This window comes from Kitasatospora sp. NPDC058046 (genome assembly GCF_042885595.1).
Taxonomy (GTDB): domain Bacteria; phylum Actinomycetota; class Actinomycetes; order Streptomycetales; family Streptomycetaceae; genus Kitasatospora.
On record NZ_JBHVRS010000004.1, the window covers coordinates 210,296 to 235,924 of the forward strand.

General features: G+C 73.0%; 26 protein-coding genes. 11 read left to right on the top strand and 15 right to left on the bottom strand.

The window, feature by feature from the left end:
- Window positions 1–97: 97 nt before the first annotated feature.
- From ACFVU7_RS10765 to ACFVU7_RS10790, 6 genes are all read right to left on the bottom strand, one after another.
- A complete protein-coding gene (locus ACFVU7_RS10765; protein ID WP_049651545.1) occupies window positions 98–1,045 on the bottom strand; it encodes a beta-ketoacyl-ACP synthase III in 948 nt (315 codons plus the stop codon).
- Between the two features lie 135 nt (window positions 1,046–1,180).
- Complete coding sequence (locus tag ACFVU7_RS10770; protein WP_338016324.1) at window positions 1,181–2,395, bottom strand: L,D-transpeptidase family protein; 1,215 nt, start codon at window positions 2,393–2,395, stop codon at window positions 1,181–1,183.
- 116 nt (window positions 2,396–2,511) lie between these two features.
- The gene (gene mqnE, locus ACFVU7_RS10775; protein WP_049651548.1) at window positions 2,512–3,675 is read right to left on the bottom strand and encodes an aminofutalosine synthase MqnE; all 1,164 of its coding nucleotides are present in this window, start codon (window positions 3,673–3,675) and stop codon (window positions 2,512–2,514) included.
- A gap of 52 nt (window positions 3,676–3,727) precedes the next feature.
- A complete protein-coding gene (locus ACFVU7_RS10780) occupies window positions 3,728–4,690 on the bottom strand; it encodes a threonine/serine dehydratase (protein ID WP_049651544.1) in 963 nt (320 codons plus the stop codon).
- A gap of 3 nt (window positions 4,691–4,693) precedes the next feature.
- A complete protein-coding gene (locus tag ACFVU7_RS10785; protein ID WP_049651543.1) occupies window positions 4,694–5,152 on the bottom strand; it encodes an Lrp/AsnC family transcriptional regulator in 459 nt (152 codons plus the stop codon).
- A gap of 119 nt (window positions 5,153–5,271) precedes the next feature.
- A complete protein-coding gene (locus ACFVU7_RS10790) occupies window positions 5,272–5,946 on the bottom strand; it encodes a UbiX family flavin prenyltransferase (RefSeq protein WP_049651542.1) in 675 nt (224 codons plus the stop codon).
- Window positions 5,947–6,035: 89 nt separating this feature from the next.
- Between ACFVU7_RS10790 and ACFVU7_RS10795 the strand changes: the two genes are divergently transcribed.
- Window positions 6,036–6,788, top strand: coding sequence for a cyclase family protein (locus tag ACFVU7_RS10795; RefSeq protein WP_388044904.1), 753 nt, complete (start codon window positions 6,036–6,038; stop codon window positions 6,786–6,788).
- A 71-nt stretch (window positions 6,789–6,859) separates the two neighbouring features.
- The gene (locus tag ACFVU7_RS10800) at window positions 6,860–7,576 is read left to right on the top strand and encodes an MOSC domain-containing protein (protein WP_387967165.1); all 717 of its coding nucleotides are present in this window, start codon (window positions 6,860–6,862) and stop codon (window positions 7,574–7,576) included.
- 103 nt (window positions 7,577–7,679) lie between these two features.
- Here ACFVU7_RS10800 and ACFVU7_RS10805 read toward each other — a convergent pair whose 3' ends face one another.
- Window positions 7,680–8,486, bottom strand: a complete 807-nt coding sequence (locus tag ACFVU7_RS10805) for a TetR/AcrR family transcriptional regulator (protein ID WP_380778215.1) — start codon at window positions 8,484–8,486, stop codon at window positions 7,680–7,682.
- Window positions 8,487–8,587: 101 nt separating this feature from the next.
- Between ACFVU7_RS10805 and ACFVU7_RS10810 the strand changes: the two genes are divergently transcribed.
- The 4 genes from ACFVU7_RS10810 to ACFVU7_RS10825 all read left to right on the top strand — a co-directional run bounded on the left by ACFVU7_RS10810 (window position 8,588) and on the right by ACFVU7_RS10825 (window position 12,298).
- Window positions 8,588–9,811, top strand: coding sequence for an FAD-dependent oxidoreductase (locus ACFVU7_RS10810; RefSeq protein ID WP_387822777.1), 1,224 nt, complete (start codon window positions 8,588–8,590; stop codon window positions 9,809–9,811).
- 79 nt (window positions 9,812–9,890) lie between these two features.
- Window positions 9,891–10,646 (top strand): alpha/beta fold hydrolase, encoded by a 756-nt coding sequence (locus tag ACFVU7_RS10815; protein ID WP_375876946.1) that lies wholly within the window; start codon window positions 9,891–9,893, stop codon window positions 10,644–10,646.
- 38 nt (window positions 10,647–10,684) lie between these two features.
- Complete coding sequence (locus tag ACFVU7_RS10820) at window positions 10,685–11,323, top strand: hypothetical protein (RefSeq protein WP_387822774.1); 639 nt, start codon at window positions 10,685–10,687, stop codon at window positions 11,321–11,323.
- 180 nt (window positions 11,324–11,503) lie between these two features.
- Window positions 11,504–12,298, top strand: coding sequence for a nucleoside-diphosphate sugar epimerase (locus ACFVU7_RS10825; RefSeq protein WP_387822771.1), 795 nt, complete (start codon window positions 11,504–11,506; stop codon window positions 12,296–12,298).
- Between the two features lie 75 nt (window positions 12,299–12,373).
- Here ACFVU7_RS10825 and mqnP read toward each other — a convergent pair whose 3' ends face one another.
- Together mqnP and ACFVU7_RS10835 are read right to left on the bottom strand one after the other, a co-directional pair.
- Window positions 12,374–13,270, bottom strand: coding sequence for a menaquinone biosynthesis prenyltransferase MqnP (mqnP, locus tag ACFVU7_RS10830; protein WP_369808292.1), 897 nt, complete (start codon window positions 13,268–13,270; stop codon window positions 12,374–12,376).
- Window positions 13,267–14,724 (bottom strand): menaquinone biosynthesis decarboxylase, encoded by a 1,458-nt coding sequence (locus ACFVU7_RS10835; RefSeq protein WP_049651533.1) that lies wholly within the window; start codon window positions 14,722–14,724, stop codon window positions 13,267–13,269. Before ACFVU7_RS10835 ends, mqnP begins: the two co-directional genes overlap by 4 nt.
- A 92-nt stretch (window positions 14,725–14,816) precedes the next feature.
- Here ACFVU7_RS10835 and ACFVU7_RS10840 point away from each other — a divergent pair, with 92 nt between their 5' ends.
- From ACFVU7_RS10840 to ACFVU7_RS10855, 4 genes are all read left to right on the top strand, one after another.
- A complete protein-coding gene (locus tag ACFVU7_RS10840; protein WP_049651532.1) occupies window positions 14,817–15,239 on the top strand; it encodes a PLD nuclease N-terminal domain-containing protein in 423 nt (140 codons plus the stop codon).
- Window positions 15,240–15,691: 452 nt separating this feature from the next.
- Window positions 15,692–17,293 (top strand): acyl-CoA carboxylase subunit beta, encoded by a 1,602-nt coding sequence (locus tag ACFVU7_RS10845; RefSeq protein ID WP_049651531.1) that lies wholly within the window; start codon window positions 15,692–15,694, stop codon window positions 17,291–17,293.
- Between the two features lie 95 nt (window positions 17,294–17,388).
- Window positions 17,389–17,598 (top strand): acyl-CoA carboxylase epsilon subunit, encoded by a 210-nt coding sequence (locus ACFVU7_RS10850; RefSeq protein ID WP_049651530.1) that lies wholly within the window; start codon window positions 17,389–17,391, stop codon window positions 17,596–17,598.
- Window positions 17,599–17,884: 286 nt separating this feature from the next.
- On the top strand, window positions 17,885–18,496 hold the full coding sequence (locus ACFVU7_RS10855) for a ScbR family autoregulator-binding transcription factor (RefSeq protein ID WP_049661418.1): 612 nt from the start codon (window positions 17,885–17,887) through the stop codon (window positions 18,494–18,496).
- A 34-nt stretch (window positions 18,497–18,530) separates the two neighbouring features.
- Here the strand turns inward: ACFVU7_RS10855 and ACFVU7_RS10860 are convergent, their stop codons facing one another.
- Window positions 18,531–19,169 (bottom strand): ScbR family autoregulator-binding transcription factor, encoded by a 639-nt coding sequence (locus tag ACFVU7_RS10860; protein WP_181970610.1) that lies wholly within the window; start codon window positions 19,167–19,169, stop codon window positions 18,531–18,533.
- 348 nt (window positions 19,170–19,517) lie between these two features.
- Between ACFVU7_RS10860 and ACFVU7_RS10865 the strand changes: the two genes are divergently transcribed.
- Entirely contained in the window at window positions 19,518–20,699 is a 1,182-nt protein-coding gene (locus ACFVU7_RS10865) for a ScbA/BarX family gamma-butyrolactone biosynthesis protein (protein ID WP_388044905.1), read from the top strand.
- A 16-nt stretch (window positions 20,700–20,715) separates the two neighbouring features.
- Here ACFVU7_RS10865 and ACFVU7_RS10870 read toward each other — a convergent pair whose 3' ends face one another.
- The 5 genes from ACFVU7_RS10870 to ACFVU7_RS10890 all read right to left on the bottom strand — a co-directional run bounded on the left by ACFVU7_RS10870 (window position 20,716) and on the right by ACFVU7_RS10890 (window position 25,610).
- Window positions 20,716–21,102 (bottom strand): hypothetical protein, encoded by a 387-nt coding sequence (locus tag ACFVU7_RS10870; RefSeq protein ID WP_143204614.1) that lies wholly within the window; start codon window positions 21,100–21,102, stop codon window positions 20,716–20,718.
- A gap of 142 nt (window positions 21,103–21,244) precedes the next feature.
- On the bottom strand, window positions 21,245–22,375 hold the full coding sequence (gene ccsB / locus ACFVU7_RS10875; RefSeq protein ID WP_074004010.1) for a c-type cytochrome biogenesis protein CcsB: 1,131 nt from the start codon (window positions 22,373–22,375) through the stop codon (window positions 21,245–21,247).
- Between the two features lie 3 nt (window positions 22,376–22,378).
- Complete coding sequence (locus tag ACFVU7_RS10880) at window positions 22,379–24,220, bottom strand: cytochrome c biogenesis protein ResB (protein ID WP_388044906.1); 1,842 nt, start codon at window positions 24,218–24,220, stop codon at window positions 22,379–22,381.
- Between the two features lie 2 nt (window positions 24,221–24,222).
- Window positions 24,223–24,996 (bottom strand): cytochrome c biogenesis CcdA family protein, encoded by a 774-nt coding sequence (locus ACFVU7_RS10885; protein WP_234348286.1) that lies wholly within the window; start codon window positions 24,994–24,996, stop codon window positions 24,223–24,225.
- Window positions 24,993–25,610 carry a TlpA family protein disulfide reductase gene (locus ACFVU7_RS10890; RefSeq protein ID WP_388044907.1) on the bottom strand — a complete coding sequence of 206 codons (618 nt, stop codon included), beginning with the start codon at window positions 25,608–25,610 and terminating at the stop codon, window positions 24,993–24,995. Before ACFVU7_RS10890 ends, ACFVU7_RS10885 begins: the two co-directional genes overlap by 4 nt.
- Window positions 25,611–25,629 lie beyond the last annotated feature (19 nt).

Consider the following 25,629-nt stretch of genomic DNA (forward strand, 5'->3'; position numbering starts at 1 on the left):
CGCCCAGCGGCGTTGTTCGGGTCCGGACGGCCTCGCGGCGCCCTCGGGCGGCCTTGTGGCGGCCCTCAGGCGGCCTCGTGGCGCCGCCGGGTCGGGGTCAGGGGCAGCGCACGACCTGGCCGGCGTAGGCCAGCCCGCCGCCGAAGCCGAAGAGCAGGACCGGGTCGCCGGGCGAGAGCTCGCCGCGCTCGACCAGCTTGGAGAAGGCCAGCGGGATGGAGGCGGCCGAGGTGTTGCCGGAGTGGACCACGTCCCGGGCCACCACCGCGTCCTCGCCGAGGCCCAGCTTGCCCGCGATCGCGTCGATGATCCGCAGGTTGGCCTGGTGCGGGACGAAGCCCTTCAGCTCGGACGGGGCGATCCCGGCCCGCTCGCAGGCCTGGCGGGCCAGCGGGGCGAGCTGGGTGGTGGCCCAGCGGAAGACCGACTGGCCCTGCTGGCTGATCACCGGGTCCCAGCCGGTGATCACCACGGCGTCGCCCCGCTCGGGCTCGGAGCCCCAGACCACCGGCCCGATGCCGGGCTCGGCGCCCTCCTCCTGGGCCTCGACCACCGCGGCGCCCGCTCCGTCGCCGAAGATCACGCAGGTGGAGCGGTCGGTCCAGTCGAGCGTGTCGGACATCCGCTCGGCGCCGATCACCAGGGCGCGGCGGGCCGAGCCGGCCCGGATCGCGTGGTCGGCGGTGGCCAGGGCGTACGAGAAGCCGGAGCAGACCGTGTTGATGTCGTACGCGGCGGGCGAGCGCACGCCCAGCCGGGCGGCCACGGCGGCGGCGGTGTTGGGGCTGCGCTCGATCGCGGTGCAGGTGGCGACCACGACGAGGTCGATCTCGTCCGCCGTCCGGCCGCTGTTGGCGAGCGCCTTCTGCGCGGCCTCGGTGGCGAGGTCGACCAGGGTCTCGTCCTCGGCGATGTGCCGGCTGCGGATGCCGACACGGGTGCGGATCCACTCGTCGTCGGTGTCGACGAGCCCCGCCAGGTCGTCGTTGGTGAGGACCTTGGGGGGCTGGTAGTGGCCGAGTGCCACAATGCGCGAACCGCTCATACTGCCATGGAACCGGGTTACCCGCTGGTCAGCATGGTATGACCGGCGACAGGATCCGCCCCCTCGATCTGTAGGAGGTGGACAAGGGGCCTTGGGGCGCCCGGGTTCCGGGCCCGGCTTCCGCGGACTCCGGGGTCAGAGTGCCAGCGTGGAGGCGTCGCCCATCACGACGACGGGGTGGGCGGCCGGGTCCAGGGTGCGGATCAGCTGGGCCATCTTGTCCTCGGGGATCGACACGCAGCCGTGGGTCGGGCCGTCGTGGTCCACGTGGAGCCAGATGCCGCCGCCCTTCTTGGAGCCCATCGGGCGGCGCGGGTCGAGCGGGGAGTTGCCGGGGACCCGGTTGTAGTTGATCGCGACCACGTAGTCGAAGGAGCCGGCCAGCTGGTCCCCGAAGAAGCCCGTGCCGGAGACCACGAAGCTCGGGTCCTTGTCGTACGGGAGCTTGCTGCCCGGGTCGGCCTTGCGGCCGCCCGCGTCGGTGAGGCTGAAGACGCCGATCGGGCTGCGCAGGTCGCCCTCGTTGTGGTCGGTGGTCCAGCCGCTCTTGCCGTTGTGGCCCTGCCAGGTCTCGCCGGCCAGCCAGCGGCCCTCGGGGGTGCGGGTCCAGAGGGTGACGGCGTTCTTGTCGGTGTTCTTGTCCTGGCCGGAGGCGACCAGCACCTGGGCGGTCTCGGCGGGGATCTGCGCGGTGAACTTCGCGCCGAGGCCGGGTATCGCGGCGACCGAGCCGTCCGTACGGGTCTGGCTGCGGTCGGCGGCGGGGGCCGCGGCCTGCCGGTCGGAGGCGGCCTGGGCGGCCGCGGGGGCCGGGGCGGGGTGGTCGGGCTTGCTGACGCCCTCCGGGCCGGGGCCGTCGGCGGCGGCGATGCCGGGCTTGGCGCCGTCCTGGCCGACGGCGTACCAGCCGGCGGTGGCGGCGACCAGCAGCGCGGTGCCGGCCATCACGGCCTTGCCGTGACGTTTCTGCTTGGCCTTGCGCCGGCGTCCCCGCGCGGCCGTCCGGGAACCCGCCACGGGTGCGGCGGGAGCGGCGGCGAGCACGACGGGCCCGGGCTCGAAGGGGACGGTCTCGGGCGCGGGCACCGGCTGGTACACCGACGCCGCCTCGTAGCCGCCCTCCGGCTCACCCTGGTAGGCCTGGAACGGCTGGTCGTACGCCTCGGAGTAGCCGTCAGGAGTCTGCTGGTACGGCTGGTACACGCCCTGGCCGTACTCCTGCGGAACGGGCTGCCGGTACGCCTCGTGCTCGGGGTACGGCTGCTCGTACGACTGCTGCGGCACCCCGTACACCGGCTCCCGCATCGGCTCGTACGACGGGTACTCGGTGGCGCGATGAGAACCGGACATGCTGTCGATCCTGCCAAACGCCGTACCCGTTGGTAAACCCGGGTCAGGTGCGGAGGCCGTGAAGACAACCGCCGCCCGGGCCGACGAGCGGTCCGGGCGGCGGGGATCTTCGCAGGTCAGAGGCGCATCGCCTGCGGGGTCTCGCGACGCTCCAGGTCGGGGCCGTCGTACTCGCGGATGACCTCGTAGCGGGTGTTGCGCTCCACCGGGCGGAAGCCGGCGTCGCGGATCAGCCCGAGCAGGTCGTCGCGGCCGAGCTTGTTCGGGGTGCCGAAGTTGTCCGCGTCGTGGGTGATCTTGTACTCGACCACCGAGCCGTCCATGTCGTCCGCGCCGTGGCTGAGCGCCAGCTGGGCGGTGGTGACGCCGTGCATCACCCAGAAGACCTTGACGTGCGGGACGTTGTCGAAGAGCAGCCGGGAGACCGCGAAGGTCTTCAGCGCCTCGGCGCCGGTGGCCATCTCCGTGCGGGCCATCAGCTTGTTGCGCACGACGCCGTCCTTGGAGTCGTGGAAGTCGTGCTGGTAGCGCAGCGGGATGAAGACCTGGAAGCCGCCGGTCTCGTCCTGGAGCTCGCGCAGCCGCAGCACGTGGTCCACCCGGTGGCGGGGCTCCTCGATGTGGCCGTACAGCATGGTGGCCGGCGTCTTGAGGCCCTTGCCGTGCGCGAGGCGGTGGATCCGCGACCAGTCCTCCCAGTGGGTGTCGTGGTCGACGATGTGCTGGCGGACCTCCCAGTCGAAGATCTCCGCGCCGCCGCCGGTCAGCGACTCCAGGCCGGCGTCGATCAGCTCGTCCAGGATCTCGTCGGCGGGCAGGCCGCTGATCTTCTCGAACCAGTGGATCTCGGTGGCGGTGAAGGCCTTCAGCGAGACGTTCGGCAGCGCCGCCTTCAGCTCCCGCAGCGAGCGCGGGTAGTAGCGCCACGGCAGCGTCGGGTGCAGCCCGTTGACGATGTGCAGCTCGGTGAGGGAGTCGACCTCCATCGCCTTGGCGAGGCGGACGGCCTCCTCGATGCGCATCGTGTACGCGTCCTTCTCGCCCGGCTTGCGCTGGAACGAGCAGTACGCGCAGGACGCGCTGCACACGTTGGTCATGTTGAGGTGACGGTTGACGTTGAAGTGGACGACGTCGCCGTTCTTCCGCGTCCGCACGTGGTGGGCCAGCCCGCCCAGCCAGGCCAGGTCGTCGCTCTCGTAGAGCGCGATCCCGTCCTCGCGGGTCAGCCGCTCACCCGCGTAGACCTTCGCCTCCAGCTCGCGCTTGAGCCCTGCGTCCATGCGGTGACCCGCCTCCTCCGACATTCGATTCCTTGCCGGAATGAGCGTACGCCTATGCCGAGAGCAGCTCGGCGAGCAGTGTCGGGTCGATGTTGCCTCCGCTGACCACGGCCGCCACCGACTGGCCCCCGGTCTCGGCGGCGCGGTGGAAGTAGGCGGCCGGGGCGACCGCCCCGGAGGGCTCGGCGACCAGCCGGCCGCGGCGGGCCAGCACGGCCACGGTGGCGCGGATCTCGTCCTCGGTGACGGTGACGATGTCGTCCACGTAGGCGGCGACGTGCTCGAACGGCAGCACGCCGAGCGACGGGGTGCGCAGCCCGTCCGCGATGGTCCGGTAGGTGTCGGCGACCGGCCACTCGACCCGGCGGCCGGCCCGCAGGCTGGCCCGGGCGTCGGCGGCCAGCTCGGGCTCCACGCCGATCACCCGGATGCCGGGGCGGGTGAGCTTGAGCGCGGCCGCCGTCCCGCCGATCAGGCCGCCGCCGCTGACCGGCACCAGGACGGTGTCCAGGTCGGCCGGGGCGTCCTCGGCGATCTCCAGGCCGACCGTGCCCTGGCCCGCGATGATGAACGGGTCGTCGTACGGGGGCACCCAGACGTAGCCGTGCTTCCCGGCCAGCTCGGCGGGCAGGGTGTCCCGCTCCTCCGGCGCCACCAGGATCACCTCGGCGCCGAACGAGCGGGTGGCCTCCACCTTCACCGCGGGCGAGGTGTCCGGCATCACGATCACGGCCTTGATGCCGAGCTCCCGGGCCGCGTACGCCACCGCCTGCGCGTGGTTGCCGCTGGACTGGGCCACCACGCCCCGGGCGCGCTCGTCCTCGGTGAGCGCGGCCAGCCGGTTGTAGGCGCCGCGGGTCTTGAAGGCCCCGGTCGGCTGGAGGTTCTCGGGCTTCAGCCAGAGCCGCCGCTCCCCCTCGGCCGCCCAGGGGGCGGGAACCAGCGGGGTGCGCACGGCGACCCCCGCGATCCGCTGCCGAGCCGCGCGCAGCTCCTCCAGTCCGACCAGTGCCATACGTCACTCTCCTACAGGAGGAAGTTCACTCACCCGGTTTTCCCACTTGGTGGAGAGTACGACGGTGGTGCGGGTCCGGGCCACGCCCTTTGTACCCGAGATCCGCTTGACCACCGATTCCAGGCCGGCCACGTCGGCCACCCTGACCTTCAGCATGTAGGAGTCGTCACCGGCGATGAACCAGCAGTCCTCGACCTCGTTGAGGTCCTTCAGCCGGTGCGCGACGTCCTCGTGGTCCGCGGCGTCGGTGAGCTGAAGGCCGATCAGGGCCGTGACGCCGAAGCCGAGCGAGGCCGGGTTGACCGTCGCCCGGTAGCCGGTGATCACCCCGGCCTGCTCCAGGCGGTTGATCCGGTCCGTGACGCTCGGGCCGGAGAGCCCGACCAGCCGGCCCAACTCGGCGTAGGACGCACGGCCGTTCTCCCGGAGCGCCTGGATGAGCTGTCTGTCCACCGTGTCCATATACCGTCCGCGTCCTTCCGAACCTCACCAGACCCACAGATCATTATCCGGATTCAAAGGCGCCGTGCGCCGAACGACCCGGATATCGCAGAGAAGATACTCTCCCGCCCCGGGTCTCCTTACTCCCCCTCAGCCGGTGCGCCCTCGCCGGCGGCCGTCTTGCGGGCGGCCGCCCCCAACTCCCCTTCCCAGCGCAGGTACAGGGAATGCGGCACGTCGACGGCGTCCAGCACCCGTCCGGCCACGAAATCCACGAGTTCGCGCACGGTGGAGCCGCCGGCGTAGAAACCGGGCGAAGCGGGCAGGACGACCGCCCCCTGCGCGTCGAGCTCCACCAGGTGCTTCAACGTCACCCCGTTGAGTGGCGTCTCGCGCACGCAGACGACGAGTGGACGGCGCTCCTTGAGGGTGACGCTGGCGACGCGCTGCAGCAGGTCCTTGCTCAGGCCGAGCGCGATCCCGGCCACCGCGCCGGTGGTCGCGGGCACCACGAGCATGCCCTTGGCCGGGTAGGAGCCGCTGGACGGACCGGCCGCGAAGTCCCCGGCGGGCCAGTAGCGGACGTCGTCCAGGCCCTCGTCGCTCCCGAGCCAGGCGGCGAGGTCGGTGCGCCAGTGGGCGTCCCGGAAGGAGATGCCGGTCTCGTCCAGGATGGTGAGCCGGGCGGCGCGGCTGACGACCAGGTCCACCGCCTCGCCGGCGGCCAGCAGCGCGCGGATCACCGAGGCCGCGTACGGCGTCCCCGACGCACCCGAGACCCCGACCACCCACGGCTGACGCTTCGCAGTTCCCATGGGGCAATTCTGTCCCGGCTCCACCCGTGGTTCCGGACCGGGCCGACCGGGAGGGGTCCGGGAGCGCCCGCCCCTGGGAGGATGGGCGCATGGCAGCGACCCTCGTCGACCTCACCCATCAGGTGACCACCGCGATGCCGGTCTACCCCGGCGATCCGGCCGTCCTGCTGGAGCCCGCGCTCACCACGGCCACCGCCGGGGTGAACGTGCTGGCCCTGCACCTCGGCTCGCAGTCCGGGACGCACGTGGACGCGCCGTACCACGTGGACGTCACCTGGCCGACCCTGGACGGGCTGCCGCTGGAGCGGTTCACCGGCCCCGCCGTGGTCGCCGACCTGCGCGGGCTGGAGCCCCGGTCGGCCGTCACCCCCGGGCTGCTGGCGGCCGCGCTGGAGCGGGTCGCGGACTCCGGCGAGGGCACCGTCCTGCTGCTGGCCACCGGCTGGGCCCGGCACTGGGGCACCGACGCCTACCTCGCCCACCCCGCCCTGACCCCGGCCGCCGCCGAGGCGATCGTCGCCGCCGGGGTGCGGACGGTCGGGGTGGACGCGCTCAGCGTCGACCCGACCCCCGACCCGGGCCCGGGCGACCCGGCGGTGGCCGCCCTGCTCGCCGACCTCACCGACGAGCACGACCACGGCACCGCCGACGAGCCCACGCTGGCCGCGCACCGGGTGCTGCTGGGGGCGCCCGGCGGCGGGGTGATCGCCGAGAACCTGACCGACCTGCGGCCGCTGCTGGCGGCCCAGGAGGCCGGCCTGCCGGTGGAGGTCTCGCTGTTCCCGCTGCGGCTGGTCGCGGCGGACGGCGCACCGGTACGGGCGGTGGCCCGGCTGGGCTGAGCCGGACTCTCCGCCCGGGCCGGGGACTTGGTCTAGACCATCCCCCGTCAACGCCAGTACGCTTTCCGGCCATGGCTGAGATCATCGGAGTGATCGAGCGACTCTGGCGCTACCCCGTGAAGTCCACCGGCGGCGAGCGGCTCGACTCCGTCGAGGTGGACGAGCGCGGCCTGGCCGGCGACCGCCTCTACGCCGTCCGCGACGCCGCGGGGAAGCTCGGCTCGGGCAAGAACACCCGCCGCTTCCGCCGGATGGACGGCCTGCTCCGCCTCTCCGCCCGACTCGGCCACCGGATCGACGGCCCCGAACTGTTCGATCCGCTCGGCCGCCCGGTCGACCGGCCGAACTCCTTCCTGCGCGCCTACCTCCAGCGCGAGGACGTCGAACTCGCCCGCGAGGACGCCGTCTCGCACTTCGACCGGCTGCCGGTCAGCGTGCTCAGCACCGCCACCCTGGACTGGGTCCGCGAGGCCGTCCCCTTCACCGTGGTCGACGAGCGCCGGTTCCGCCCCAACATCGTGCTGCGCACCCCGCCCGGCACCCCGCCGTTCGTCGAGGACGCCTGGCTCGGCCGCCAGGCCTCCGGCGAGGCCCCCGGCAGCGCCAAGCTCTCCTTCGTCGCCTCCAGCGAGCGCTGCGCGATGACCGGCGCCCCGCAGCCCGGACTGCCGCACGCCCCCGAGATCCTCAAGGCCGTCGTGCACGCCCACGACGGCCGGCTCGACGCCCTCGCCGAGGTCGCCGCCCCGGGCCGCCTGCGGGTCGGCGACCGGCTGCTCCTCGGCTGACCACGGCCCCCGCGTCCGTCACCGCCCTTGCCCGAAGGGCGACTTGACCCTCGCGAACCGGCAGCCGAGGACGAGGCACCGCGGGGGGCCGGTCACGGGCCCCTCAAGGGGTGTCGCCGACGCTCCCGGACTCCGCCGTGGGGAGGGCGACCGCGCGCAGGTAGGCCTGGGCGAAGAGCTCGACGGTCTCGTCCGTCGACGGCAGCCCGTCCCCCAGGGCGGGTTCCAGCACCGGCCGCATCAGCGCGTGGTTGAGCAGCGGGCCGATCATCAGCTGGGTCAGCACCGGGGTGGGCAGCGGTCTCAGCCGGCCGGCCCGCACGTGCGGGCGCAGCAGCCGGTCCAGGCCGGCGAGCGCCTGCGGCAGGGTGGCGGCCATCACCCGGGCGGCGGGGCCGTCCGGGCGGCCGAGCAGGTCGGCGAAGACCGCCGGGACGATCCGCGGCTCGTGCACGAAGGCCGCGGCGAAGGTGGCGTGGAGCGCCCGGACGGTCTCCTCCAGGGTCTCCGGCGGGTCGGCGGCGAGGGCCTCCAGGTCGGGCAGCGCGGAGTGCCGCTCGAACACGGCGGCGAGCAGGCCGTCCCGCCCCTCGAAGACGGTGTGCAGGCTGGGCAGCGAGCAGTCGGCCCGGTCGGCCACGGCGTCCAGGGTGACCCCGGCCAGGCCGCGCTCGGCCACCAGCAGCGCCGCCGCCGCGATCGCGCGCTCGCGCACCGGCGGCCGTCCGCCCGGGTCGACGCCCGCCTCCCGGACGGCCTCGTCCAGCACCGCCCGGGAGCCGCCGAGCCTGCGCAGCAGCGTGCTGCGGGAGATGCCGGCCGTCGCGGCGATCGCCGTGAGCGGGACGTCCGCGACGTCCTGGCCCCGTTCCTTCGCCGCCGTGAGGGCGGCCGTCACCAGCTCCTTCATGTGAAGCATCGTACTACTTGACACCTGGGACGGTTCCAGAGATTCTGTATATGCAGGTTCCACACGGACAGTGATCGATCGAGCACTGAAAGGGGAGAGCCATGAGCGTCGTGATCTCCGGGGGCGGGCCGGCCGGAATGATGCTGGGCCTGATGCTGGCGCGCGCCGGTGTCGAGGTGACCGTGCTGGAGAAGCACGGGGACTTCCTGCGCGACTTCCGCGGCGACACCGTCCACGCCTCCACCGTGCGGCTGATGGACGAACTCGGCCTCGGCCGGAAGTTCGCCGCGCTGCCGCAGAGCCGCCTCGGCAACCTGGTGGTGCAGCCCCCCGGCTCCGCCCCCGTCGCGCTGAGCGCCTACGAGCGGCTGCGGCCCCCGTACAACTACATCGCCATGATCCCGCAGTGGGACCTCCTGAACTTCCTGGTCGCGGAGGCCCGGCAGGAGCCGACCTTCACCCTGCGGATGAACACCGAGGCGACCGGACTGCTCCGGGACGGCGGCCGGGTCACCGGAGTCCGGTACCGCACCCGGGACGGCGAGGAGGGCGAGCTGCGCGCCGACCTCACCGTCGCCGCCGACGGCCGGCACTCCACCCTGCGCCGGGCGGCCGGCCTGGCCGCCCAGGAGTTCCCGGTGCCCTTCGACACCTGGTGGTTCCGGCTGCCCCGGCACCCCCACGAGCAGGCCCAGCCGCCCAGCCTCGTCCCCGGGTTCGGGTCCGGCGACATGGTGCTGAGCTTCGCCCGGACCGACTACTTCCAGATCGCCTACTTCCGCGCCAAGGGCGCCGACCCGCAGCTGCGCGCCGAGGGGATCGAGCGGTTCCGCGAGCGGATCGCCCGGCTGCTGCCCCAGTACGCGGACCGGGTCGACCAGTTGGCGAGCCTCGACGACCTGCACCTGCTCGACGTCCGGCTCAACCGGCTGGACCGCTGGTACACCGACGGGCTGCTGCTGATCGGCGACGCCGCCCACGCGATGTCCCCGGCCGGCGGGGTGGGCATCAACCTCGCCATCCAGGACGCCGTCGCGGCCGCCACCCTGCTCGCCGAACCGCTGCGCCGCGGCCGTCCGACCGTGGCGGCCCTGGCCCGGGTCCAGCACCGCCGGCTGCGGCCGACGGTGATCATGCAGCGGATGCAGCGGGTCCTGCACAGCGTGCTGTTCGAGCCGGTCCTCACCGGCGAGCGGGCCGGCCCGCCCGCCCGGCTGGTGGCCCTCGCCCGGCACGTCCCCGGCTTCCCGGTACTGCTCTCCCGCCTGATCGCCTTCGGCCCGCTCCCCGAGCACGCACCGGCCTTCGCCCGGCGCGACGCCTGAGCCCCGGCGGGCGGCATCCGCCCCGGATCCCCGCGAACCGTCCGTTCGGACGGGCGGATCGCGGGGAACGACCGTTGGCATGACGATCCCTCACCGCCTGATCGGCACCGGCGACCACCACGTCCTGGTCCTGCACGACTGGTTCGGCACCAGCGCGGGCTGGGGCCCGTTCCTCGACTACCTCGACGGCAAGGCCTTCGGCTACGCCTTCCTCGACTACCGCGGCTACGGGCTGCGCAAGGGCGTCACCGGCGCGTACACGCTCGCCGAGATCGCCTCCGACGCGCTCGCCCTGGCCGACCAGCTCGGCTGGGACCGCTTCTCGCTGGTCGGCCACTCCATGGGCGGCAAGGCGGCCCAGCAGGTGCTCGCCGAGGCGCCGCTGCGGGTGCGCAAGCTGGTCGGCCTGGCCCCGGTGCCGGCCGGGGAGTACCCGATGGACGCGGCGGGCGAGGCCCTGTTCTACGGCGCGGCCGAGGACCGGGAGAAGCGCTTCGCGATCCTCGACCTGGTCACCGGGCAGCGGGCCGGCCGGGTCTGGCTCGACCGCATGGTCGACCAGTCCCTGCGGCAGTCCACCCCCGAGGCCTTCGGCCGCTACGTCCACGACTGGACGACGGCCGACCTGCGGCGCCGGATCGACGGCAACCCGGTGCCGGTCAAGGTGATCGTCGGCGAGCACGACCTCGCCCTCACCGCCGAGGTGATGCGCGGCACCTTCCTCGCCCACTACCCCAACGCCGAGCTGGAGGAGCTCGCCGGCAGCGGGCACTACCCGATGTACGAGGCCCCGGTGGCCCTGGCGACGGCGCTGGAGGGCTTCCTGCACAACTGAGGCCGGCCCGGCCGGGGCCTCCGTATGATCCGACGATCATGACTGATCACGAGCTCTGGCACCGTCTGGACCGCATCCGCCACGAACGCGGGCTCCTCACCCCCGGCGAGCTGGTGCTGCTCGCCGACCGGGGCGTGGCCGTCCTCGACCCGTTCTCCGTACTGGTCGCGCGGCGGGTGACGCTGTCGGCGGAGACCGTCCTGTACCCGGGCGCGACCGTCGAGTGCGACGCGGACAGCGACTGCGCGATCGGCCCGGGCACCGTCCTGTACGGCGGCGCCCGGATCGTCGCGACCGGCGGCGGGCGGATCACCGTCGGACGCCGCGCGCGGATCGGCGAGGGCGGCGCCGTGGTCAGGGCCGGGGCGGGCGAGGCCGTCGAGCTCGGGGACGAGGTCAGGATCGCCAACGGCGCCGAGCTGACGGGCCGTTGCCGCCTCGGCACCGGCGCCCAGGTCCTCGGCCCGATCTCCGCCCGCGCGGTCGAGCTCGCCGCCGGCCGCCCGTACACCCACCCCGACCCGGACGGTCGCGGCGGCGTCCTCAAGGGCCACGGCCGGGCCCGGGGCACCCGGGTCGGCGTCGGCGAGGTCGTCAACGGCAACGGCGACTTCGCCGCCGCCCCGGTCGAACGCCAGCGGACCTACCACCCGGACGCCCCCCACCTGGGCGACTGACCCCGCGGCGCCTCCGGACCCGTACCCCGCACCGCGGGGCCGAGGAGGTCGGCGGCCGGCCAGAGCGCGAAGCATCAGGGGGCGTGCGGGAGTTGGCGCGCGCCGCGGGGTAGACGCTGGCGCATGGACCCGAGACCCGTGCGCATTGGGCGTCTCATCCTTCTCGCTTACGTTCGATGCATGACAGATGAGCGAGTTGACGACACGTCGCCGGTGCTGGTGATCGGCGTCTCCGGAGCGGTCGGGCGGCACGTCGGGCTGCAGCTCGCGGCGGCCGGCGTGCGGGTGCGGACGCTGCCCCGGCGGGAGCTGCGCGACCCGGCATCGCTGGAGGCCGCGGTGCAGGGCGCCGGCGCGGTGCTGCTGGGGTGGCCGTTCCCGACGGCGGACGGGGCCACGGAGGCCGTCGGCGTGCTGGCCCGGGAGGTCGGGCGGGTGGTGTTCCTGTCCTCGGCCGTCCCCGGCCGGCCGGAGGGCGGGATCGAGGCGCTGCTCGCCGGCAGCGGGGTGCGGCACACGGTGCTGCGGGCGCACGGCTTCGCCGCCGCGCTGCAGTGGGCGGAGGAGATCAGGGCCGGGGGCACGGTGCGGGGCTACGGCGGCGCGGCCGGGCTGAACCCGGTGGACGAGCGGGACGTCGCGGCGGTGGCCGTCCGGGCCCTGGTGGAGGACGGCCACGACGGCGCCCGGTACGTCCTCACCGGCCCGGAGTCGCCGACCCAGGCGGAGCAGGTGGAGATCATCGGCGCGGCCGCGGGCCGCCCGGCCAGCTGGCAGGAGGTCCCCCGCGAGACCGCCCGCCACCGGTTGTCCGCCGCCGGCCGCCCGTCGGCCGCCGTCGACGGCGCCCTGGACCTCGTCCACGCCCGCCTCACCGCCCCCGAGCCGGCCACCAGCACCGTCCAGGACGTCACCGGCCACCCGGCCCGCAGCTTCCACGCCTGGGCGAGGGACCACGCGGCCCTGTTCCGCTGAGCCGGTCCACGAGCGGCGGGCGGGCCCGGACGAGGCGGGAGGAGCGCCCCGTGAGCCCGCCGGCGGACGCGCGGATCAGATCCCGAGCCCCCGGACGACCAGGTCCACCAGCGCGAAGAAGAACAGCGAGATCCCCACGAAGCTGTTGGTCTGGAAGAACGCCCGGTTGAGCTTCGACAGGTCGTTCGGCCGCACGATGGTGTGCTCGTACACGAAGGCCCCCGCGACGACCACGAGGCCGATCCAGAACGCCGCTCCGGCGTCCGTCAGGAGCGCGAACCAGCCCAGCAGGAGCGTCGTCAGGACGTGGCACACCCGCGCGCCCCGGATGGCCGCTGGCACGCCGTACCGCGCGGGCACCGAACGGACCCCGTGCTCGCGGTCGGACTCGACGTCCTGGCAGGCGTAGACGAGGTCGAAGCCGCCGATCCAGATGCCGACGGCCACGCCCAGCACGACCGCCTCCCACGACCAGCTGCCCGTGACCGCGAGCCAGGCGCCGACCGGCCCCATCGCCTGGGCGATGCCCAGGATCGCCTGCGGGAAGTTCGTGAACCGCTTGCCGTACGGGTAGACCACCATCGGCACCACGGCGACCGGCGCGAGCGCCAGGCAGAGCGGGTTGAGCATCGCGGCCGCGCCGAGGAAGACCACCAGCGCGACGGCCGAGCCGACGTACGCGGTCTTCAACGACACCGCTCCGGTGACCAGTTCACGCGTGGCCGTGCGCGGGTTGCGGGCGTCGATCTCCCGGTCGATGATCCGGTTCGCCGCCATGGCGAAGGTGCGCAGCCCCACCATGCACACGGTGACGACGAACAGCTCGCCCCAGTGCACCCGCTTGTCCGCGAGGAACATGGCCGTCAGCGCGGCGATGTACGCGAACGGGAGCGCGAAGACCGAGTGCTCGATCATCACCAGGCGGAGGAACGCCCTGGTGCGCCCCGGCGTCTCGACAGCGGCCGTGCTCACAGTCCGTATTCCTTCCAGCGACGCGACACCAGTTCGGCGGTGGCCGGGTCGGAGGACACCATCTCCGGCCAGCCGCCGTCCCGGGTGTACCCCTCCTCCGGCAGCTTGCGGGTCGCGTCGATGCCCGCCTTGCCGCCCCAGAACTGCTGGTACGAGGCGTGGTCCAGGTGGTCCACCGGGCCTTCGACCACGGTCAGGTCCCGGCTGTAGTCGACGTTGCCGAAGGCCCGCCAGGCGACCTCCTGGTAGTCGTGCACGTCGCAGTCGGCGTCCACCACGATGATCAGCTTGGTCAGCGACATCATGTGCGCGCCCCAGATCGCGTGCATCGTCTTCTGGGCGTGCTTGGGGTACTTCTTGTCGATCGAGACGATCACGCAGTTATGGAAGCCGCCGGCCTCGGGCAGGTCGTAGTCGACGATGTCCGGGATGATGATCTTCAGCAGCGGCAGGAAGAACCGCTCGGTGAACTTGCCCAGCGGGCCGTCCTCCGTCGGCGGGCGGCCGACCACGATGGACTGGAGGATCGGGCGGCGGCGCATCGTCACGCAGTCGATCTTCAGCGCCGGGAACGGCTCCTGCGGGGTGTAGAAGCCGGTGTGGTCGCCGAACGGGCCCTCGGGCAGCATCTCGCCGGGCTCCAGCCAGCCCTCCAGGACCACCTCGGCGTCGGCCGGGACCTGGAGCGGCACCGTCTTGCAGTCGACCATCCGGACCCGCTCCCCGGCGACGAAGCCGGCGAAGAGGTACTCGTCGATGTCCCCGGGCAGCGGCGCGGTGGCCGCGTAGGTGACGGCCGGGGGGCAGCCGAAGGCGATCGCGACCGGGAGGCGCTCACCGCGCTTGGCCGCCACCGCGGCGTGGTTGCGGCTGTCCTTGTGGATCTGCCAGTGCATGCCGATGGTGCGGCGGTCGTGCCGCTGGAGCCGGTAGAGGCCCAGGTTGCGGATGCCGCTGTCCGGGTCCTTGGTGTGGGTCAGACCCAGGTTGAAGAAGGAGCCGCCGTCCTGCGGCCAGGTGAAGAGCGCGGGCAGGTCGTCCAGGTCGACGTCGTCGCCGGTGAGCACGACCTCCTGCACCGGGGCGTCACCCGGCTTCACGTGCCGGGGCGGGACGTGCGCCATCGAGGCGAGCTTGCCGAAGGCGTCCCGGAAGCCGGTGAAGCCCTGCGGCAGCTCGGGCTTGAGCAGGCCGGCGATCTTCTCGGAGATGTCGTCCGGGCCCTTGAGGCCGAGCGCCTTGGCCAGCCGCCGCTCGGTGCCGAAGACGTTCATCGCCAGGGGCATCGACGAGCCCTTGACGTTCTCGAAGAGCAACGCCGGGCCCTTGGCCTTCTGCACCCGGTCGACGATCTCGCCGATCTCCAGGTGCGGGTCCACCTCCGCCTTGATGCGCTTGAGGTCGCCCTCACGGTCGAGGGCCCGGAGAAACGAGCGGAGATCGTCGTATGCCATGCCTGTCAGTATCCGCCACCCGATAGCCTGGCCGGGTCAAGGGCCCCTGGAAGGCGCCCGCCACCATCGCCGCCCGGGGGGAGATCCCAGCCGTGCCGAGGATTCTTCTGACCATCATCCTTCCGCTCGCGCTCTGGGTCTGGGCGTTCGTGGACTGCCTGACCACGCCCGAGGACGAGGTGAAGCACCTGCCCAAGGTGGTCTGGGTGCTGATCGTGCTGCTCTTCCCGCCGCTGGGCCCGATCGCCTGGCTGATCGCCGGCAAGCAGCGCGGCTTCCTGCGGGCCGCGCCCGCCGGGGCCCACCCGGGGTACCCGGCCGACGACCGGGCGGGCCGTCCCGCCGCGCGCGGCGGGCGCCCGCTGGCGCCGGACGACGACCCCGAGTTCCTCGCCTCGTTGAAGAAGGACGACAAAGACCACGAGTCCATGCTCAAGCAGTGGGAGGCCGATCTGCGCCGTCGCGAGCGGGAGCTGCGCGACCGCGACGAGCCCGAGGACGGCAGGAAGAGCTGATCGGAGCGGGTCCGCCCGCTCGCCCGGACAGCCCACCCCCACCGTGCGGGGTGGGCTGCGGCATTTTTGGTGCTTCCCTACGACTGCGCAACCCCTAACCCGGACGGCGACCCCCTGCCCGCCGGGCTTGAGCGGACCTTGAGCGGAGCCCAAGAGGACCGGCCTACAGTACTGGGAGACGGCCCTGACCTGCGCTTTCCTTCATGCTCAGATCATCGGACCATCATCTGTCCGACAACCCCCGGTATCCGAATGAACACCGAGCGCTCAGTCAACGATCCGACCGCTTCTGTCCAGGCCTGACAGCTAAACGAACTCGACCTTGTACGGAATCGACGCCGAAACCAGCGCACGGCCCCTCGTACAGTCATAAGTGAAGAAAGTGATTCGCAGCCGGGGGCACAGCAGACGTTGGCTGTCGGACAGTTCCCTCACCCTTGGAGTGGTTCGAGATGACGGTTGTGCATGAGGCGCCGGTCGACGGCGAGGTCCCCGAGGTCCCGGCCGACGCCCGCGGGCGGGTCGCCGAGCTGCACGAGCTGCGCGAGAAGGTCCGCCGCGGCCCCAGCGACAAGGCCACCGAGGCCCAGCACGCCAAGGGCAAGCTGACCGCGCGCGAGCGCATCGAGCTGCTGCTGGACGAGGGCTCCTTCCAGGAGGTCGAGCCGTTTCGCCGGCACCGCGCCCAGGGCTTCGGCCTGGAGGCCAAGAAGCCGCACACCGACGGCGTGATCGTCGGCTGGGGCACCGTCCACGGGCGCACCGTCTTCACGTACGCGCACGACTTCCGGATCTTCGGCGGCGCGCTGGGCGAGGCCCACGCCCAGAAGATCCACAAGATCATGGACATGGCCATCGCGGCCGGTGCCCCGCTGGTCTCGCTGAACGACGGCGCCGGCGCCCGCATCCAGGAGGGCGTCACCGCCCTGGCCGGCTACGGCGGCATCTTCCAGCGCAACACCAAGGCGTCCGGCGTCATCCCGCAGATCTCGGTGATGCTCGGCCCGTGCGCCGGCGGCGCCGCGTACTCCCCCGCGCTGACCGACTTCGTCTTCATGGTCCGCGAGACCTCGCAGATGTTCATCACCGGCCCGGACGTGGTCCAGGCGGTCACCGGCGAGAAGATCAGCCAGAACGGCCTCGGCGGCGCCGACGTGCACGCCGGCGTCTCCGGCGTCTCGCACTTCGTCTACGACGACGAGCAGTCCTGCATCGAGGAGGTCCGCTACCTCCTGTCGCTGCTGCCGCAGAACAACCGCGAGATGCCGCCGTCCGTGGTGACCGAGGACCCGGTCCAGCGCCGCAACGACAGCCTGCTGGACCTGGTGCCCGCCGACGGCAACCGCCCGTACGACATGCGCAAGGTGATCGAGGAGATCGTCGACCACGGCGAGTACCTGGAGGTCCACGAGCGCTGGGCCACCAACGTGCTCTGCGTGCTCGCCCGGATCGACGGCCACGTCGTCGGCATCATCGCCAACCAGCCGCAGTCGCTGGCCGGCGTGCTGGACATCAACGCGAGCGAGAAGGCCGCCCGCTTCGTCCAGATGTGCGACGCCTTCAACATCCCGCTGGTCACCCTGCTCGACGTCCCCGGCTTCCTGCCCGGCGTCGACCAGGAGCACGGCGGCATCATCCGCCACGGCGCCAAGCTGCTGTACGCGTACTGCAACGCCACCGTGCCGCGCATCTCGCTGATCCTGCGCAAGGCCTACGGCGGCGCGTACATCGTGATGGACTCCCGCTCGATCGGCGCCGACCTGTCGTACGCCTGGCCGACCAACGAGATCGCCGTGATGGGCGCCGAGGGCGCGGCCAACGTCATCTTCCGGCGCGAGATCAACGCCGCCGAGGACCCGGACGCCATGCGCGCCCAGAAGATCAAGGAATACAAGAACGAGCTGATGCACCCGTACTACGCGGCCGAGCGCGGCCTCGTGGACGACGTCATCGACCCGGCCGAGACCCGCCAGGTGATCGCTTCCGCCCTGGCCATGCTCCGCACCAAGCACGCCGACCTGCCCAGCCGCAAGCACGGCAACCCGCCGATGTAGTGGCGCGCACCGCCGCGACAGCCCGCACCTCAGCAGCAGCCCGCACCGACGCGCCACCACCTCAGACCGCAGCCACCCGGGGGAGAAACCAGGACATGACCGCTTCCGCCGAACCCCTCGTCCGCATCGTCCGCGGCAGCCTCACCGACGAGGAACTCGCCGCCCTGACCGCCGTCCTCGCCGCGCGCGCCGCCGTCGCGCAGCAGGCCGCCGCCGCCGCGCCGATCGAGCCGATCGCCAACTGGCAGCGCCTGGAGCGCCGTCCGGCGTACTACTCGCCGTTCAGCTGGCAGCAGGCGGCCTGACGGCCCACGGCCCGTGCCGGACGGCCGGTCACCCCGCTCGGGTGACCGGCCGTCCGGCGTTGCCCGGGCCGCCTCGGGCTTCGTCCGGGGCCGCGGCGGGCTTCGTCCGGGGCCGCGTCGGCGCCGGCCCGGGGCCGCTCCGGCGGTGCTCCCGCCCGGTCGGCCGGGGCCGGAGGGGCCCGCGGCGGGCTCGGTAGGATGCCTACTGGACGGTATGCGTCCGCCGCCCCGTCCGCCCCCATAGGATCGGCCGCTGCCGAGACCAGAACTTTCCAGGGAGGCTGCGATGGCCAGGCAGGCCCGCGCGCTGGCGACCCGCCAGACGGTACTCGTCGCGGCGGCCGAGGTGTTCGACGAGCGGGGCTACGCCGCCGCCACGATGTCCGAGATCCTGGACCGCGCCGGCGTCACCAAGGGCGCGCTGTACTTCCACTTCCGCTCCAAGGAGGAGCTGGCGCTCGCCGTCATCGAGGGACAGGGCGTCTTCATCTCCGGCTGGACACCGGCCTCGGACAGCCCGGTGCAGAACCTGATCGACCTCGGGTACGCCTTCGCCCGCGCGCTCCAGACCGACCCGCTGGTGCGCGGCAGCATCCGGCTGACGATCGAGCACGGCAGCTTCACCCAGCCGCAGCTCGCGGCCTACCAGGGCTGGATGGACACCGTCCGCGTCCTGCTGGAGCACGCCCGGGAGGCCGGCGACCTCCACCCGGGGGTCGACCTGACCGCGGCCGCCGGGGTGATCACCGGGGCCGTCACCGGCATCCAGCTGAGCTCCCAGGTGCTGGCCGACCGGCAGGACCTGATCCAGCGGCTGTCCGACCTCTGGACGCTGCTGCTGCCCGGCCTGGTCCAGCCGCACGCGCTCGCCCGGCTGAGCGTCGCCGAGCGCGCCTGAGCCCCGACTCCGGGAGCCCCGGGGCCGGGGCCGGTCAGACCCGGTAGCCCGCCCGGTGCTCCGCCGTCACCAGGGCCGGCAGCGCGGCCGTCCAGAGCCGGCTCACCGCCTCAGGACCGGGCCGGCCGGTCTCCTCGCCCGCGAGCAGCACCTGGCCGGCCGCCACCGCGGTGAGCAGTTCGGCGGCGGCCCGCCGGTCCACCCCGGGGCGCAGCTCGCCGGCCTCGGCGGCGCGGTCCAGCAGTCGGTGGACGACGGCGGTGAGGCTGCGCCAGGCGACGTCGGAGGCCACGGGCGGGCCGTCCGGCCCCTCCTGGGCGCCGTCCCGGCGCGGGCCCTGGCGGCCGAGCCGGACGCCGGCCCGCACCACCACGTCCTCGCGCAGCATCCGGGCCAGCTCGTGCGAGAAGTCGATCAGCCCCTGGAGGGCCGGGCCGTCGGCCCGCAGCGCGCGCAGCGCGGCCGAGCCGACCTCCCGCCCGGAGGCGCGGCGCACCCCGTCGGCGAGGGCCTGCTTGGACACGAAGTGGAAGTAGAGGGCCCCCTTGCTCACCCCGGCCCGGCGGCTGATGTCGACCAGGCTGGCGGCCTCGAAGCCCACCCGCGCGAAGGTCTCCGCGGCGGCGAGCAGTACGGCCCGCCGGGTCCGCCCAGCCCGCTCCTGCTTGACCACTGGCCCCCTCCGGACTCGACCGGGCGCGATCCCCGCCCCACCCGGCTGCTGTCGGCGCGGCCCCTGCGGGGGCGGCGCTCGCATGCGGACGGCACCCTCCGAAACCGCATGGTTGGTATCTAATCTAGCGCTTGCTTCGCCCCCGCCGTCCAGCGGGGACGGCCCCCCACCGATGGTCCGAGGCCTCCCGAACGGGCATTCCCGCAGCCCAGGGGGCAGGTAGCGTGGCCGGGCCGGAGCGTTCGGCCTGGGCACCCCAGCCGCCGAACACAAACCGGGTGGTATGTATGTTTTGCTCGGACGGCCGTGGCGGCCGCTCCGACCGACACCCTGAAGCGGGGGCCCGTCATGCCATCGATCGTAGAGCCGGACCCGCACGATCCGTACGCCCACCCCGGCCCGGGCAGCGCCGGCGGCTTCGGGTTCGACGACAGCCCCGCGACCGGCTACGACTTCCACCACGGCCCCGCCACCGGCTACGACTTCCACGACCGGACCGTCTCCCGGCACCTGGTGCACCGCGCCTCGGTGTCCGAGGTGTTCCTCACCGGCTGGCAGGCCACCGGCCCGTACGACTTCCTGCTCGGCGCCCAGTGGCCCCGGCTGCACGGCTTCTACCGGCTGCCCGGGGACCGCTACCACGACCCGGTGCTGCTGGCCGAAACGATCCGGCAGGCCGGGCTGCTGATCGGCCACGCCGGGTTCGGGGTGCCGCGCGGCCACCACTTCATGATGGAGGACCTCTCCTACGCGCTCGACGGGACCGGCCTGGCGGGCCTCACCGTCACCGCCGGCCCCGCCTCACTGATGCTGGCCGTCGGCTGCGAGGACGTCCGGATGCGGCACGGCGAGCTCGCCTCGCTCCGGGTCTGCGTCGACGTCACCCGGGACGGCCGGCCGATCGGCCGCGGCAGCGGACGGCTGCGGGTGGTCTCCCCCGCCTCGTACGCCCGGCTGCGCGGCCCCGCGCGGCGCACCCTCCCGCCGCGCCCGCCGGCACCCGCCGCGCCCGAGCTGGTCGGCCGCGCACAGCCCGCGGATGTGGTGCTCAGCCCGACCCTGGCGCCGGACACCTGGCTGCTGCGCGCCGACGCCACCCACCCGGTGCTGTTCGACCACGAGCTGGACCACGTGCCCGGGATGCTGGTGCTGGAGGCCGCCCGGCAGGCCGCCCAGCGGCTGCGCCACCCCGAGCCGGTGGTCCCGGTCGAGCTGGTGACCTCCTTCGACCACTACATCGAGCTGGACCGGCCCTGCTTCGTCCGGGCCGCCCCCGAACCGGCCCCCGGGCCGGCCGAGGGGCCGGCCGCGGCGGACGGGCGGCTCGCGGTACGGGTCGAGCTGCTCCAGGACGGCCGGACGGCGGCCGAGTGCCTGCTGCTCACCGTGCCGGTGGACGGACCGGCCGAGGGCCCGAGGGTGCCGGTCCGGCGGGACGCCTACGACGGCCGCCCCGCCGCCCCGGGCCCCGCCGTACCCGGCCCTCCCCTGCCGGGCCTCGGGGGCGCCCGGCTGCCGCTGGCGAGTTAGGGACGCCCCGGGCCCGTCAGGCGGCCACCAGGGCGGCCGGCCGGCCCGCGTGCATCACGCTGAGGTTGGTCGCCAGCCGGACCGGGTCCTGGGACAGCCAGAGCCGCAGCGCGGCACCCAGGGCCGCGCTGGCCGACTCGACCCGGACGTCGGTGATCTGCGCGATCCGTGCCGCGCCCGGCACCAGCAGATCGGCCAGCGGGGTCGGCAGCCACACCGTCAGGGCGCACGGCGCGGGCACGGCCAGCGCCCCCAGCAACCGGTAGGCGTCCCCCGGCGCGCTGAGCGTCGGGATGATGTCCAGCAGCGCGTCGGACACCACCTCCGACACGTCGCTCCGGTGTCCCTGGGCGAGCCTGCGGAGCAGCGTGCGCTCGGCGGCGGTGATTCGGACGGTCAGCATGACCTCGTCGCACTCCATTGCGCGATTTCCTCCTCAGTTCCCTCTCGCACCGGCCGGCGGCCGGCGCGCACTACCCCGTTTCACACATCGGCCCGGCTACCTGTGGGAGAGAGCCGGGCCGGTGGGTGATCGTGTGCCCCGGTCAGATCCCCGCGTAGGAGTGCTTTCCGGTGACGAAGATGTTCACCCCGTAGTAGTTGAAGAGCCAGCAGGCGAACGCCGCCAGCGCCAGGTAGGCGGCCTTGCGGCCCTTCCAGCCGGCCGTCGCACGGGCGTGCAGGTAGCAGGCGTAGGCGACCCAGGTGATGAACGACCAGGTCTCCTTCGGGTCCCACTCCCAGTACTTGCCCCAGGCCGCCTCGGCCCAGATCGCGCCCGCGATGATGGTGAACGTCCACAGCGGGAAGACCAGGGCGTTGATCCGGTAGGACAGCTTGTCGAAGGTGGACGCGGCGGGCAGCCGGCGCCAGATCGAGGCCGAGGTGCCCAGCGGGCCGGTGGTGAGGCCGGCCGCCGTCCGCTTCTCGAAGGACTCCTTGCCGAGGTACAGCAGCGTGGCGATGAACGCCGCGTAGAAGGCGCCGCCGCAGAAGATCGCGGTGGAGACGTGGATCGCCAGCCACGGCGAGTGCAGCGCCGGGACGAGCTGCTCGGAGTCGGTGTACAGCACCGTGGTGGCGATGCCCAGGGTCAGCAGCACCGCGAGCACGACCGGCAGGCCGAGCCAGCGGACCTTCTTCTTCGCGGCCAGCAGCACCAGGTACGCGGCCGTCATCGCGAAGGCGAAGGCGCAGGAGAACTCGTACATGTTGCCCCACGGCCAGCGGGAGACCGACAGGCCGCGGGTGATGATGCCGCCGCCGTGCAGCGCCAGCGCCAGCACGGTGAGCGAGACGGCGATCCGGCCGGCCAGGTCGGCCCGCACGCTGGTGCCGGCCGCGCCCGGGCCGTCCTCCTCCTCGGCGCCGCGCCCGGTGGTGACCACCGTCGCGCCCTCGCCCGCGATCGCGGTGCGGGTGAGCGTCGTGGTGCCGCCGCCGGCCCCGGCCACCGTGACGGTGACCTTCTTCGCGGCCTTCCTGTCCGCCGCGGCGACGGTCTCGCCCAGGCTGCCCGCCTGTTCGGTCGAGCGGACGGCGACGGCGCCCTTGCTGCCGAAGGTCCACTCGATCATGTGGGCGAACATGGCGAGGGTGTAGACCACCATCGCCGAATAGATCAGCTTGTTGGAGAGGTCGGCCAGCTGTGGGTCGACCGCCGAGGCGAGATGCACCGTCTACTCCTTGGAGTTCTGGTCGGCAGGGACTGCGGGTTCCGGGGAGGCCGCCGGGACTGTGGGGGTCCCGGTCTCCTCGGGTACGTCCGTTTCGGTGTCGGCGTCCTCGCCCGCGGAGGCCGGAGCGCCGTCCTCGTCCGCGGAGGCCGGGGTGCCGTCCTCACCTTCGGGGGCCGGGGCGTCGTCCTCCTCGTCCTCGGAGGCGGGAGCGTCGTCCTGGAGGTCGACCGCGAGCTCCGCCAGCTCCTCGGCGATCTTCGCCGACTCGCTGCGGGCCAGGCCGGCCAGCTCCACCTGGGTGCCGCCGCCCGGCAGGGCGACCGCCCGCACCCAGATCCGGCGGCGCTGGATGAACAGCGAGCCGATCAGGCCGAGGATCGCGAGCACGCCGCCGCTCAGGGCGATCGCGTTGCCCGGACGGTGCGAGATGTTGAAGCTGGCCCACTGCTTGTAGCCCTCGAAGGTCACCGAGCCGTAGCCGTCGGGCAGGTCCCAGGCCTGGCCGGGCTTGAGCCGGGCCTTGGCCGGCTGGCCGTCCTGGGTGAGCTGGGTGAGCTTGCGGGTGTTGAGCTGGTAGACGTTCTGCGGCAGGCCGGAGTCGGTGCCGAGGTCGCCGGCGAAGGCGTTCAGCACGAGTTCGGGCTCGGCGTCACCGGGGAACAGCGAGACCGGGCCGGTGCCCTCGAAGCTCAGCGGGGCGGTCGGCAGGAAGAAGCCGGAGAAGCCCATCTGGGTCTTGTTGCCGTCGGGGCCCACGCCGTAGTCGGAGACCTTCACGACACCGGTGGAGGTCAGGTTGCCGTCCTGCGGCAGGAACGGGACGGCGCCGCGGTAGACGACCTCGCCCTTGCCGTTCTTGACGCTGACGAACGGGGCGTAGCCGTGGCCGATCAGGTAGACCTTGCTGCCGCCGATCTCCAGCGGGTGGTTGACCTCGATCGTCGACTTCTTCAGCTTCGACTGGTCGCTGCCCTCGTAGTACTCGACGTTCGCGGTGAACTGCCGGGCGGCGCCGATCTGGTCGCCCTTGGTCTGGAACTTCGAGGTGAAGCTGTCCAGCTTCAGGTAGAAGGGGTCGAGGTCCTGGTTGCCGTAGAACCGGGTGCCGTTGAAGTCGTCGAGCTGGGTGATGGTGTTGGAGTAGCCCTCGCCCTGGACCATCAGCTTGCCGCCGGTGCCCGAGGCCAGGCTGGCCCAGGCGAAGCCGCCGAGCAGCGCGAACAGCGACAGGTGGAACAGCAGGTTGCCGACCTCGCGCAGGTAGCCCTTCTCGGCCGCCACCGCGCCGCCGGACAGGTGGGCGCGGAAGCCGCGCTTGCGCAGCAGCCGGTGCGCGGCGGCGTTCACCGCGTCGGCGTCCGCCTCGGTGCGCCAGGCCGCGTGGACCGGCATCCGGGTCAGGTTGCGCGGCGCGGCCGGCGGCTGGGAGCGCAGCACGCCGACGAACTGCCAGGTGCGCGGGACGATGCAGCCGGCCAGCGACACGAACAGCAGGATGTAGATCGCGGAGAACCAGACCGAGCTGTAGACGTCGAACAGCTGGAGCTTCTCGTAGATCGGCGCGACCGTGGCGTGCTGCGCCTTCCAGGCCTCGACCTTCAGCTGGCCCTGGCCGTTCTGGTACTGCGGGATCAGCGAGCCGGGGATGGCGGCCAGCGACAGCAGGAAGAGCAGGATCAGGGCGACCCGCATCGAGGTCAGCTGGCGCCACATCCAGCGCGCCCAGCCGAACGCCCCTATGCCGGTCGGTCCGTCGGACTCGACCGGCGCGGTGCTGAGCCGCTCGGCGGCGACGTCGTCCGGCGCCGGGGGCTGCTCGGTCTCGGTCGTGGTGTTGCTCACGGTCAGATTCCGATCTGGAAGTCGGCGGTCCAGGACTGCAGCTGGCTCAGCATCGAGTCCCAGATCCCGGTGACGAGCAGCAGACCGACCGCGACGAGCATGCCGCCGCCGATCCTCATGACGAGCGGGTAGTGCCGCTTGACCCAGCCGAAGGCGCCCAGCGCCCGGCGGAAGGCCAGCGCGGCCACGATGAACGGTACGCCGAGGCCCAGGCAGTAGAAGGTCATCAGCAGGGCGCCGCGCGCGGCGTCGGCCTGGTTCAGGGCCAGGTTCTGGACGGTCGCCAGGGTCGGGCCGATGCAGGGGGTCCAGCCGACGCCGAAGACCACGCCCAGCAGCGGCGCGCCGAGCAGGCCGACCGACGGACGGCGGTGGGAGCGCACCTCGCGCATGCTCAGACCGGGGACGAGGCCCATGAAGGCGAGGCCCATCACGATCGTCACCGCCCCGAGCACGATCGAGATGACCCGCTTGTGCTCCTGGAGGGTGTCGCCGAACTGCCCGAACAGCGCCCCGCCCGAGACGAACACGGCGGTGAAGCCGAGGATGAACAGCGTCGCCCCGAGCAGCATCCGGCCGCGCCGCGCGCCGCGCGCGTCCGCGAGGTCGGCGGCGGAGAAGCCGGTCACGTACGACAGGTAGCCGGGGACGAGCGGCAGCACGCAGGGCGAGAAGAACGACACCAGTCCGGCCGCCAGCGCGATCGGCGCGGCGACCAGCAGCGCTCCGCTCTGGAGGGTCCCGGTGTTGTCGGCGAGTTGTTGCGGCAGGCTCACTGCTTCTGCTCCGCGACCACCGGCTGGAGGATCGACTCCAGCGCGTCCTCGGTGGTGCCGCCGACGGCGCGGGCGGCCAGCTTGCCGTCCCGGTCGACGATCAGGGTGGTCGGGATGGACTGCGGGTTGAGGCTGCCCTTGGGGAACTTGAGCAGCTGGGTGCCGGCCGGGTCGAAGAGGCTCGGGTAGGTGACGCCCTGCTCCTGCTCGAAGCGGACGGCGTTCTGCTTCTCGGTGTCCCGGGTGTTGATGCCGAGGAACTGGACGCCCTGGTCCTTGTACTTCTCGGAGACGTTCTGGAGGCTCTTGGCCTCGGCCCGGCACGGGCCGCACCAGGAGCCCCAGACGTTCAGCACGACGACCTTGCCCCGGTAGTCGGAGAGCTTGGCCGGGGTGCCCTCCAGGGTGTCCCCGGAGATGTCCGGCGCGTCCCCGCGCTTCCCGGCGTCCGCCTTCGACAGGTTGGTGCCCTTGACCGTGACGAAGCCGACCTGGCCCTCGGCGCCGCCCGACGAGCCCGAGGAGGAACAGCCGGTGAGGGCGAGCGCAGCGGCGGCGACGGTGGCGGCGGCTGCTGCGGCGACACGGGGACGGGGGCGCGTCATGGCAGACATGTGAAAAGTTTCGCATGGA